This window comes from Erwinia piriflorinigrans CFBP 5888 (assembly GCF_001050515.1).
Classification (GTDB): Bacteria; Pseudomonadota; Gammaproteobacteria; order Enterobacterales; family Enterobacteriaceae; genus Erwinia; species Erwinia piriflorinigrans.
Map to the genome: position 1 here is coordinate 286027 of NZ_CAHS01000014.1, position 11667 is coordinate 297693.

The 11667-nt window shown below is 53.0% G+C and carries 13 protein-coding genes; 5 read left to right on the forward strand and 8 right to left on the reverse strand.

The window, feature by feature from the left end; genetic code table 11:
- Positions 1-66: 66 nt before the first annotated feature.
- On the forward strand, positions 67-1119 hold the full coding sequence (trhO, locus tag EPIR_RS07450) for an oxygen-dependent tRNA uridine(34) hydroxylase TrhO (RefSeq protein WP_023654725.1): 1053 nt from the start codon (positions 67-69) through the stop codon (positions 1117-1119).
- Positions 1120-1169: 50 nt separating this feature from the next.
- Here trhO and EPIR_RS07455 read toward each other — a convergent pair whose 3' ends face one another.
- Positions 1170-1742, reverse strand: coding sequence for a YceI family protein (locus EPIR_RS07455; protein WP_157037514.1), 573 nt, complete (start codon positions 1740-1742; stop codon positions 1170-1172).
- 23 nt (positions 1743-1765) lie between these two features.
- Positions 1766-2320: a cytochrome b gene (locus tag EPIR_RS07460; RefSeq protein ID WP_023654727.1), complete on the reverse strand. Its 555-nt coding sequence runs from the start codon at positions 2318-2320 to the stop codon at positions 1766-1768.
- Positions 2321-2909: 589 nt separating this feature from the next.
- On the opposite strand from EPIR_RS07460, the gene proP reads away from it, so the two are divergent.
- The gene (gene proP / locus EPIR_RS07465) at positions 2910-4388 is read left to right on the forward strand and encodes a glycine betaine/L-proline transporter ProP (RefSeq protein ID WP_023654728.1); all 1479 of its coding nucleotides are present in this window, start codon (positions 2910-2912) and stop codon (positions 4386-4388) included.
- 55 nt (positions 4389-4443) lie between these two features.
- Here the strand turns inward: proP and solA are convergent, their stop codons facing one another.
- The 6 genes from solA to grxB all read right to left on the reverse strand — a co-directional run bounded on the left by solA (position 4444) and on the right by grxB (position 9160).
- Entirely contained in the window at positions 4444-5568 is a 1125-nt protein-coding gene (gene solA / locus EPIR_RS07470; protein ID WP_023654729.1) for an N-methyl-L-tryptophan oxidase, read from the reverse strand.
- 106 nt (positions 5569-5674) lie between these two features.
- Positions 5675-5929 (reverse strand): biofilm formation regulator BssS, encoded by a 255-nt coding sequence (gene bssS, locus EPIR_RS07475; protein WP_023654730.1) that lies wholly within the window; start codon positions 5927-5929, stop codon positions 5675-5677.
- A 372-nt stretch (positions 5930-6301) separates the two neighbouring features.
- Positions 6302-6547, reverse strand: coding sequence for a DNA damage-inducible protein I (dinI, locus tag EPIR_RS07480; protein ID WP_023654731.1), 246 nt, complete (start codon positions 6545-6547; stop codon positions 6302-6304).
- A 75-nt stretch (positions 6548-6622) separates the two neighbouring features.
- Positions 6623-7675, reverse strand: a complete 1053-nt coding sequence (gene pyrC, locus EPIR_RS07485; protein ID WP_023654732.1) for a dihydroorotase — start codon at positions 7673-7675, stop codon at positions 6623-6625.
- 132 nt (positions 7676-7807) lie between these two features.
- The gene (locus EPIR_RS07490; RefSeq protein WP_023654733.1) at positions 7808-8371 is read right to left on the reverse strand and encodes a lipoprotein; all 564 of its coding nucleotides are present in this window, start codon (positions 8369-8371) and stop codon (positions 7808-7810) included.
- A gap of 141 nt (positions 8372-8512) precedes the next feature.
- The gene (grxB, locus tag EPIR_RS07495) at positions 8513-9160 is read right to left on the reverse strand and encodes a glutaredoxin 2 (protein WP_023654734.1); all 648 of its coding nucleotides are present in this window, start codon (positions 9158-9160) and stop codon (positions 8513-8515) included.
- A 259-nt stretch (positions 9161-9419) separates the two neighbouring features.
- Between grxB and rimJ the strand changes: the two genes are divergently transcribed.
- Genes rimJ through EPIR_RS07510 form a run of 3 tightly spaced genes read left to right on the forward strand, consistent with a single transcriptional unit; the run spans position 9420 to position 11594 of the window.
- Positions 9420-10013 (forward strand): ribosomal protein S5-alanine N-acetyltransferase, encoded by a 594-nt coding sequence (gene rimJ, locus EPIR_RS07500; protein ID WP_023654735.1) that lies wholly within the window; start codon positions 9420-9422, stop codon positions 10011-10013.
- 7 nt (positions 10014-10020) lie between these two features.
- Positions 10021-10674, forward strand: a complete 654-nt coding sequence (locus tag EPIR_RS07505) for a DUF480 domain-containing protein (protein ID WP_023654736.1) — start codon at positions 10021-10023, stop codon at positions 10672-10674.
- A complete protein-coding gene (locus EPIR_RS07510; protein WP_023654737.1) occupies positions 10671-11594 on the forward strand; it encodes a Gfo/Idh/MocA family protein in 924 nt (307 codons plus the stop codon). The genes EPIR_RS07505 and EPIR_RS07510 overlap by 4 nt, the downstream gene beginning before the upstream one ends.
- Positions 11595-11667 lie beyond the last annotated feature (73 nt).

Sequence of the window (11667 nt, forward strand, 5' to 3'; positions counted from 1 at the left end):
CACGTTAACTAATGTATTATAGACGCGCAAAAAAATTTACCCTATTTGAATTCAGGAAAGTACACCATGCCAGTGTTACATAACCTTGTGTCCAATGAAGAGCTAAAAGCGCGTATGCTGGCTGAAACCGAGCCGCGCACCACAGTTTCTTTCTATAAGTATTTTACCATTGAAGATCCGCGGGCATTCCGTGATGCGCTTTACGTGGCGCTGACCCGGCTGAAGGTATTTGGCCGCGTCTATGTCGCGGCAGAAGGGATTAACGCCCAGGTCAGCGTGCCTGCAAGCCTGTATGAGGAGATGAAAACTACCTTGTATGGATTTCATCCGGCGCTGGACAATCTGCGTATGAACATTGCGCTGGACGATGATGGCAAATCCTTCTGGGTACTGCGTCTGAAAGTCCGTGAGCGCATTGTGGCGGACGGTATCACTGATGAAAGCTTTGATGCCAGCGATGTCGGAGCCTACCTGAAAGCGGCAGAAGTGAATGCCATGCTGGACGATCCCGAAGCGGTTTTCGTCGACATGCGCAATCACTATGAATATGAAGTGGGGCATTTTGACAATGCCCTGGAAATTCCGGCCGATACGTTCCGCGACCAGCTGCCTATGGCGGTTGATATGTTGGAGCAGGACAAAGATAAAAAAATCGTTATGTACTGCACGGGGGGGATCCGCTGTGAAAAAGCCAGCGCCTGGATGCGCCATAACGGATATGAAAATGTGTACCACATTGAGGGTGGCATCATTGAGTATGCCCGCCGTGCGCGCGAACAGGGTTTACCGGTGCGTTTTAAAGGTAAAAACTTTGTCTTCGACGAGCGCATGGGTGAGCGTATTTCTGACGACGTGATTGCACATTGCCACCAGTGCGGAGCATCCTGCGACAATCATGTTAACTGTCTGAATGACGGCTGCCACCTGTTGTTTATTCAGTGTCCGGCCTGCGCGGTGAAGTTTAATCACTGCTGTAGCCCGTTGTGTATGGAGGAGCTGGCTCTGACGCCTGAGGAGCAGCGCGCCCGTCGTGCGGGACGTGAGAATGGCAACAAGATATTCAACAAATCGCGTGGCCTGCTAAGCACGACGATGCATATTCCTTCCCCGAAAGAGTAATGCGTTTTCTCACCGGGCAACCGCCCGGTGAGATTCCCTGCTGCAAACCTTTACTGGCGCACGCCTTCTACAGAAATAATCAGGTCAACTTCCTGCGAAGCGGGTCCCAAATCGGTCTCAACCTTGAAATCTTTCAGGGCAATTTTACCGGCTGCTTCAAAGCCAGCGCGGTAGCCTCCCCACGGGTCTTTGCCTTCACCAATCATCCTGGCAGCCAGTTTGACCGGCTTGGTGACGCCGTTCAGCGTCAGATTACCGTTGACGGTCAGCCCGTCGCCCTCTTTCACCACCCCGGTAGAAACATAGGTCGCCTGTGGGAATTTACCCGTATTGAGGAAGTGAGCGCTGCGCAGATGCTTATCACGCTCTGCGTGGTTGGTATCGACACTTGCGGTATTAATGACGACATTCACTTTATCTTTGCTCGGATCCGCCTCGTCAAAAGTGAATGCGCCATCAAAATCTTTGAAACTGCCGTACAGCCAGCTATATCCCAGGTGCTTGATACGGAAGTGCACAAAGGCGTGCTGTCCTTCCTTATCAATTTTATACTCGGCTGCGTTGGCGGCCGCTCCGGTGATTAATAGCGCAGCGGTTGTCAGGCCCAGAATCGTTTTCTTCAGCATAGCGTTTTCCTTTCATGAGGTTAGTCGATGCGGTGACCCAGCATCCTTTTTAACGTGATATCGCGATCGATAAAATGGTGTTTCAACGCGGCCAGCCCGTGGAGGGCGGAAAGGATCACCACGCTCCATGCCAGCCAGAGATGAATGTCGCCAGCCAAATCGGCCTGTTCGCCCAGCCCGCTAAACAATGCGGGCACCGGCAGGATGCCAAATACATCGATGGGTTTGCCCTCTGCCGTTGAGATCAAATAGCCACTGATCAAAATGGCAAACAGCAACCCATAAAGCAGAAGGTGGGCGATAACCGCACTATGGCGAACCAGCGGGCTATAGCTCTTGAGCGGCTTGGGTGGAGGGGAAATAAACCGCCATACCACGCGTACCAGCATGACGGCAAACAACACCATACCTATACTTTTATGCAGTTCCGGGGCTTTGTGATACCACTCATCGTAGTAACCCTGCGTGACCATCCACAGTCCGAGTGCGAACATGCCATATACCGCAGCGGCCACCAGCCAGTGCATACCGATGCTCAATGCGCCATAACGCAAAACGCTATTTTTCCACCGCATAGTGATATCCGTCCGTCATTATTTAAAATAAGACTGACCATAACCAGGAATAAAATCAACAAATATGTTTACAGTTTTTAGAAAATGTTATCTTATTCAAGTTTTTTGACTTATAAGTCAGGTTTTATACAGAATATCAGAAGTTGTATGGAATTAACTTCCACATGTCATTAACAAAAGGGATTTTTTTAACTTTTAAATGGTGCGTTAACGTTCTGATTATTTGCACGTAATTTAATTTAGTGTCAGATATTTGTACGGATTTGTCAGTTCGGGGATACGAAAATAGTTATGATTTTTTATGCTTTACAGGTTAGAGCCATCTCGACCAGACGACTCTTTCACCAGCGAAGAGGCTGCCGCATGTTAATAAGGTGATTTTGACAAATCTTGGGGGAAAATGTGGCCGACTTGATAAATCGCGCGATCTTGTCTAGGGTAATGTTGTGTAAATAACGAATAACCTTGGATTTACCATTCATTACGGTTACAGGTTTGCAGAGTTATAGCTTTCTTCCACCGTGCTTTTTTTCTGGCGACGAAAGCTATAAAGCTGCTCTCAATATGATGTCCACCATCGGGAGCGCTAATGGGCGATAAATCAGTGGGGCAGCAGCCTCAAAAAAAACATTTCTGGAATAAAAATAAGGCAACCAGCAAGGAACTCCACGTTGACGATATTACCATCGTTGATAAGTCGATGCTGAAACGCGCGGTGGGTGCCGCTGCCTTGGGTAACGCGATGGAGTGGTTTGACTTCGGCGTTTACAGCTATCTCGCTGTGACTATCGGCAAGGTGTTTTTCCCCGGTGGCAGTCCGGCAGCGCAGCTGCTGGCCACATTCGGCGCGTTTGCCGCAGCGTTCCTGGTTCGACCGGTTGGGGGCCTGGTATTCGGGCCGCTTGGCGATCGCATCGGTCGCCAGAAAGTGCTGGCAATCACCATGATTATGATGTCGATTGGCACCTTCTGCATCGGCATTATTCCCGGGTATCATTCGATAGGCATTATGGCCCCGGTGCTACTGCTGCTGGCGCGCCTGTTACAAGGCTTCTCAACCGGTGGGGAATATGGCGGTGCGGCGACCTTTATCGCGGAGTACTCCACCGATGAACGCCGTGGCTTTATGGGCAGTTTTCTTGAATTCGGTACGCTCGGCGGCTATCTGCTGGGAGCCGGATTGGTGACGGCGTTAACCGCAGCGATGCCAGAACAGGACCTGCTTGACTGGGGCTGGCGCATTCCGTTCTTTATTGCCGCGCCGCTGGGGCTATTTGGGCTGTATATCCGTTTGAAGCTGGAGGAAACCCCGGCCTTCCAGAAGCATATGGAAAAACAGGACGCGCTGGAGCACAGCAAACCGCGCCTCGGTCTGTGGCAGATGTTGAGTAAGTACCGTGCCGCCATGCTGAAATGTATTGGCCTGGTACTGCTGTTCAACGTGTCAAACTATATGCTGACCTCTTATATGCCGAGCTACCTGACCGGGATTCTTGGCCTGAGCGAACTGAGTTCCTTATTACTGATTCTGGTGGTGATGTTCGTGATGATGCCGCTTACGCTGTTCTGGGGGCACTGGAATGACCGCCTGGGACGTCGCCCTGTCATTTGGGCCGGGGCGATTGGCCTGATCGTGCTGGCAGTGCCGAGTATGATGCTGATTGGCACTGGCAACATGCTGCTGGTATTTACCGGGCTGATTATTCTCGGGGTGATTCACACCTGCTTCAGTGGTTCGATGCCAGCAACCTTACCGGCGCTGTTTTCCACGGATATCCGCTATAGCGCACTGGCTATTGGTTTCAATTTGTCGGTCTCGCTGTTTGGTGGCACTACGCCGTTGATCACCACTTGGCTGGTGGAGAAAACCGGTAATCTGCTGATGCCAGCTTATTATCTGATGGGGGCCGGGGTCATTGGGGTTATCACCGTCTTTACCCTGCGTGAAACCGCGCGCAAACCCCTGCGTGGATCGGCCCCTTCGGTTGGCAGTCGTGCGGAAGCGCACCGTCTGGTCAATAAGCTGCGCCTGCGCCGTAAAAAAGCGGCTGCCGAGGCTGGCGAGTAATCTCGCATCGTTTCAGGAATGGCTCACGGATTGAGCCATTCCTGGCTTAATACAGCTATGCAGTGGCGGCAAAGCGCGACAGCGAAAACGGGCTTAAATCAAATTCACTCCGCTCACCCCGGGCAAACTGCGCCGCTATCTCTCCCAGTACGCTGGCGAACTTGAAACCATGCCCACTTAAACCACCGATCACCATGCGGTCAGGTTCATTCGGCAATGTATCAATAATAAAATCCCCATCCGGAGAGTTATCGTAGGTGCATGCCTCGCCCCGCAGACAAACCCCAACGCCAGGCAAAAATTGGCGCATAAAACTAAACAGTTCGCTGCCATCGGCTGCCAAAGCGCCAAACGGCTTACGCTCGGCGGCTGAGGCAATAGGTTGGCCGCCTTCATGCTTGCCCATCTTGAGGGCATTATTATCGGCGGGGAACCCGTAGAAGTGGTTGCCGTCGGGCATCTCCACGGTGAATGCCGGGAATTTATTGTTCTCACTGTAGCGGCCGTCGGCCTGGTGCCAGGCAAAAACTTTGCGTACCGGGGTAATCGGTAACTCGGGGCAGAGCGTTTTTACCCAAGTTCCGGCGGTTAGTAGCAGCTTACGCGCTTGGTAAACGCCGTCTGCCGTGGTCACGGTTTGCAGCCCGTTCTGCGTATCGATACGGTTTACCGGGCAGTTAAACAGCTGGGCGCAGCCAGCCTCTTGCGCCAAACGGATCCAGCTTTTCACCGCGACTTCAGCTTTCAGATAGCCGGAGGCGGGTTCGAATACACCGATATAGCCCTCCGGTAGCGCAATTTGCGGCCAGCGCTGCCTGACATCGGCCTCGCTGAGGATCTCTGTTTTCAGGCAGTATTGCTCAGCGCTGTTTATCACATTCTGGATAAATTCGGCGTGGCGCGGCGCAAGGTTGAGCACGCCGCAGCGCTGCATCACGCGCTCGCCGCTGTCCTGCTCAAGCTGGTCCCAAAGCTGCTGGGCGCGTAACACCATTGGCACATAGCGTGCACCTTCACCGTAGGCATGGCGTATCAGGCGGCTTTCGCCGTGATGGCTGCCTTCACGGTGCGGCGGGTGGTGGGCGTCAATCATCAGCACTTTCAGGCCAGCCTGAGTGGCGTACCACCCGGCAGCAGCGCCCACCGAACCGCTGCCTACCACAATCAAATCGTAAACCATTGCTACCAACCTCACTTATCCAGGTAATTCTGGCAGAATAACAAATTATGACAGGCATGAAAAAGGCACCTTAATAAGGTGCCTTGGAGAAACAAAGAACGGTCATTTAATGTTTCTTGTAGTCGCGGTCCTGGTAGTCGGTTGCTTCTATTTTTGCAATGCCAGCTTCGAGAATGGAAATAAATTGTCTGGCAACATCGGTGGTCAGCCAGTAGGTCTGACCCACTTCTGCTTCATCAGCCTGCTGTTGGTCTGAAGAGAGCGAATGCAAGCGGATCATCATGGCATCATAGCTGTCTACTGTACTGATATCCCATCCGATGAGGGGATGTGTCTGGATGACATCTTTGTTACTGTCCATTATAACCCCCTTATTACTCGTGAATAATAACAACGAAGTGATTTATCGAGGTTCAAAGCGGTTTCTTTCCTGCAGCCAACTGATTATAACAGCAGTTCCGATAATGCGCTGAATTTAACTTCAGTACTGCAACTCTCTTTGTCTGAAGGCGCGAATTAAACATCAGACAGGGATAAATCATCCCTTATGATATATAACGGCATTATTTAAGAGGTATCTACCTGATAAAACCGATAAAAGGCGGTATGCGTTTTTTCGCTTTAATCAGGGCAAATCAGAGGGAAGGAGGGGGGGGGCAGTCATGCTCTCGGAAATGAAAAAAGCCGGAAGGCGTTTCCGGCGAAAGTGGCACAATATTGAGCTATAAGACGATTAATCGGTAATGAACCAGTCGTCTGCGCTTTCCCAGGTTTCCTGTAAAATGTCCGTAATCTGGTCTTTCGCTTCTTTGCCGCCCCCCATCACCGTCAGGCTATTCGCGCTGGCATAGCGTACCGATATGGTATTGCTTCCATCGGGAAAATGTTTGTCGATACGTTTAGATAATTCCTGCGTTAGCGCATCGATAGCACCCGCAGGCAGGGACGTGGTTTTTGCTACAGTGACTTCAATACGCATGATAGCCTCCGGTTGAATAACTGTGAATATATACAGTAACCAACACGAAGGCAATCACTATTAAGTGGGGAACGACTAAGGAACGATCTGCCAGTTAAGCGTTTCACCCGCGAGGAATGGCACCACTTGATAACCGTCGTCGCCAACCGCAACGCTTTCCGCTACGGTCCACGGTTGACGCACCAGCGTCACCTTGCCCTCATTGAGCGGCAGACCGTAGAAGCGCGGGCCATTTTCCGAGCAGAAGGCTTCAAAATGCGCCAGTGCACCGATCTCTTCAAATACCGTCGCGTAGGCGCTCAGCATTGACGGCGCGTTAAATACGCCCGCGCAGCCACAGCTGTTTTCTTTGCGGTCGCGCGTATGCGGAGCGGTATCGGTGCCGAGGAAGAAGCGCGAGTGGCCGCTGGCTACGGCATCACGCAGCGCCTGCTGGTGAATATTTCGTTTAAGAACGGGCAGGCAGTAGAGATGCGGGCGAATACCGCCAACCAGCATATGGTTGCGGTTAAACATCAGATGCTGCGGCGTAATGGTGGCTGCGAGGTATTGATTACCTTCCAGCACGTAGGCTGCCGCTTCTTTGGTGGTGATATGCTCGCAGACGACCTTCAGCTCCGGGAACCGCTGGCGCAGCGGGTGTAGCACGGTTTCAATAAAACGCGCTTCGCGGTCGAAAATGTCGATCTGCGCGTCTGTGACTTCGCCGTGGATCAACAGCGGCATACCGATTTTCTGCATCCGCTCCAGCACCGTAGCAATCGAGTCGATGCTGGTGACGCCGTGCGCAGAGTTAGTGGTGGCGTGTGCCGGATAGAGTTTAGCGGCGGTGAAAACTCCTTCAGCAAAGCCGGTTTCGATTTCATCCGCGTCCAGACCATCGGTCAGGTAACAGGTCATCAGCGGGGTGAAAGCGTGGGCGGCGGGTACGGCGGCAACGATACGTTCGCGGTAGGCACGGGCGGCGGCGACGCTGGTGACCGGTGGGACCAGGTTAGGCATGACAATGGCACGGCCACAAATTTCACTGGTAAATGGCACTACCGCCTCCAGCATCTCTCCGTCACGCAGGTGGATGTGCCAGTCGTCAGGGCGGCGTATAGTCAGTTGCTGGGGTTGAACGGTCATATTAAGTGCTCCGGCAGTCGAGTTAAGCAGGTTTTGGCCGGGGTCTAAGCATAGGGACAAAGCACCATAAAAGCATCAGATTTATGCGCCCCGGCATAATAAAGATACGGTTTAACCCGTACCCGGTTTCTGTCAGTCGGTGAAGGGAATGATCAGTTCACCTGGCTTAACTTCCAGCCCCTTGGCGAAGCGCTTGGCCAGCGACTCGGCTTTACTGCGGTCGGTGCTTAGCACATAAGCGGGTTTCTGGTTAAAGTAACTTTTCAGTGATTCATTGAGATAAGGCGTTAAGGTCTTCAACACACCCTGCATCTTTTCTGGCTGGACCTGGATATCAGTCAGCTCCATATCTTTCAGGTAGATGGCCCCTTCCTGCTGGTTAAACATCGGTTCTGCTTTCATCGTTAACGTCATTTCAGCCTGTTGCGGGCCAAAAAGTGAGCTGATATTGACGTTCGCCTTGCCGGTCAGCGTCACACGGTTTGGTTCCTGGCGGCCAATCTGGCTGTGCAGATCGGTCAGGGTAATGTGTGCATCGACCAGCCCGGCAACGCCAATATTTTTCTCATAGCGGTTATGTTTTTCCAGCGCCTGGTTAACTTCTTGTTCACTGATGCTGTATTGCGCAATCTGGTTACAGCCGCTGACCAACAGCGCTAACAGTAGAGCGCTAAGGGCATAAAATGATTTCTTCATGGTATTCCTCTGTTTTGTTTCACCGCTCAATCCTGGCGGCGCAGGCGCATAGCATGCACCACTGGCGCAAAGAGTTCACCAGGACAACGCCGATTATTGCGGGGCAGGCAGGACGGGCCGCAGGATGACGGCCCGTGGGCATCAGGATGCGACGGAGGAGAGCAGGTTAATTTGCGTCTGTTTTGCCATATTATCGCGATAATCGGCAACGCGTGTCGGATACTCAATCCCGGCAACTAACGACAGTGAGCGAAGAAGTGGGAACAGATGAATATCATCCAGCGACAGCTCACCGTTGACGGCATTGGGCTGCACGATCAGCTTGTCGAGCTTGCGCAGGTCATCATTAACATTTTTAATCAGGCCCGGCGTATGTTCTCTTAGTTCAACAAAGTCGCCATATACGCCCTGCTTTTTATCTTTGAAATAGTGACGGGCTTCCGGGGTGGCAAATTCGGCAAATGGCGCATCCGTCACGCGGGGAATAAGCAGTTTGTTCACGTAACTGCCGATATGGCGCAACCAGTCCGCAATTGCCGCGTTAGTGCTGCCGGTAAGCAGCGGCTGGCGATCGGATGCATCGACATAATTAACGATATCAAGACTTTCTGCCATGCAGCTTCCGTCTTCTTTCATCAGTATCGGTGCCATTTTCTGACCAATCATGCGCTGCGGTGTGGCTTCATCATCATTCATCATCACCACCAGTTCGACCGGAATGTTTTTCAGGCCAAAAATCATACGGGCTTTGACGCAAAACGGGCAATGGTCATAGATATAGAGTTTCAATGTTATCTCCTTGTACCCTTGCTGTTGGAAGGAAAAGAGGCCTTCAGCCTCCAGAATGTCTTTGAACAGTATGGAAGCGAAGCGGAAGAAGGGCAAATAGCGGGGCGGAAGCGTAAGATGGCTTCGCCATCCCAGAAGAGTTTTAACTCATTGTGACGCGCAGGATTTCACCCTTACACCGACGGGCGGTTATAGTAATAATACGCGACTGAACTCCAGCGCATACCCTGGCGACCAGCCACAAATTTCAGGAGAAAAGATGTTTGGCTATCGTACCCACGCACCTAAAGTGCAGCTGACAACCGATCGTCTGGTGGTCCGTTTGATTAATGAGCGTGATGACTGGCGGCTGGCTGACTACTACGCCGAGAATCGCGCCTTTCTGAAACCGTGGGAGCCGGTGCGTGACGACAGTCACTGTTACCCATCGGGATGGCAGGCGCGGCTGGGTCTGATTGGCGAAATGCATAAACAGGGTAGCGCATTCTATTTTGCCGTGCTGGACCCGCAGGAAAATGAAGTACGTGGCGTGGCAAACTTCAGTAATGTGCTGCGCGGCTCTTTTCATGCCTGCTATCTTGGCTATTCGCTGGGTGAGAAATGGCAGGGCCAGGGGATGATGTTTGAAGCGCTGCAAAGCACCATTCGCTATATGCAGCGTCAGCAGCGGATGCACCGTATTATGGCTAACTATATGCCGCATAATCAGCGTAGCGGTGCACTGCTGGCCCGCCTCGGTTTTGAAAAAGAGGGCTATGCCAAAAATTATTTGCTGATTGACGGATGCTGGCAGGATCATGTCCTGACGGCGCTCACCTGTAATGAATGGACGCCAGAGCGGCGCGGAGTGTAACAGCACGATGAACAAGATCCTCTTTAACGCCGTCGAAGCGCGGGTAGTCGGGTGTCTGTTAGAGAAACAGGTCACGACGCCCGATCAATATCCGATGTCGCTAAACGGCGTAGTGACCGCCTGTAATCAGAAGTCTAACCGTGAACCGGTGATGTCGCTTAGCGACAGTGAGGTCCAGAACACTCTTGATATGCTGGTAAAAAAACACCAGCTGACGGCGCTGAATACCGGCAGCAGGGTGGTGAAATATGAACAGCGCTTCTGTAATTCCACCTTCGGTCAGTTGCAGTTCAGCGCCGCCGAAGTGGCGATTATCACTAATTTGCTGTTGCGTGGTGCGCAAACGCCGGGGGAGCTGCGGATACGTAGCGCACGTATGCATGACTTCGCTGATGTGGCCGAAGTGGAGCAGACGCTGGAGCGGCTGGTGCAGCATCAGCATGGTCAACTGGTGGTGCGTCTGGCGCGCGAACCGGGTAAGCGCGAAAGTCGCTATATGCACCTGTTAAGCGGTGAGGTGAATGAAAGCCCCGAGGCCAGCAGCCCTGATGCGGATAATCATAGCGGGGGTCTGGCGCTACGGGTTACGCAGCTGGAGCAGCAGGTGGCAACGCTGCAACGGCAGATCGCCCAACTGCTGGCGGACGGTGAGGCGAAATGAGTGCTTTGCGGATTGGCATCATGGGTCTCGGGCAGATTGCACAGAAAGCCTGGCTTCCGGTATTGACCCATACGGACGGCTGGCAGATCGCCGGGGCGTTTTCACCCAACCAGGAAAAAGCGCGCCCGGTATGCGCCAGCTACCGCATTCCCTTACTCACGTCGCCAGAGCAGCTGGCAGAGGCCAGTGACGCGGTATTCGTTCACACTTCGACCGCCAGCCACTACGACGTTGTTGATTTTTTGCTGCGTGCCGGGGTGGATGTTTGCGTTGACAAGCCGCTTGCCGCCACGCTGAATGAAGCCGAGCGTCTGGTGGAGCTGGCCGATCGGCGCGGGCGCAAACTGATGGTGGCTTTCAACCGCCGTTTTGCGCCGCGTTATTTGCAACTCAAGTCGGCGCTGTCGCAGCCAGCGTCACTGCGTATGGATAAACATCGCAGCGACAGCGTAGGGCCGCACGATTTGCGTTTCACGCTGCTGGATGATTATCTGCATGTGGTGGACAGTGCGCTATGGTTGAGCGGCGGTGAAGGCAAGTTACAGAGCGGCACGCTGCAAACCAACCATAGCGGTCAGATGCTGTATGCCGAACATCATTTTGCCGTCGGCGATATTCAGGTGACCACCAGCATGCATCGTCGCGCAGGTAGCCAGCGTGAAACGGTGACGGCCGTGGATGACGGCGCGGTCTATCAGGTGATTGATATGCGTGACTGGCAGTGTGAAAGTGCAGGTCGCGTTTCAAATGAGCCCGTTCCCGGCTGGCAGAGTACGCTGGAACAGCGTGGCTTTGTCGGAGCAGCGCATCATTTTATTCGCTGTGTGGAAAATCAGACAATGCCGCAAACCAGCGGTGAACAGGCGCTGATGGCGCAGCGGCTGGTGGAGAAACTGTGGCGTGACGCTGAAGCAGAATAAGCCTTAGCCCCTGTGCGGGGGCTTTACCCCGGCCCGCTGCCCACTAGCGCCGGGGGAACCCCTTACGCCCAGG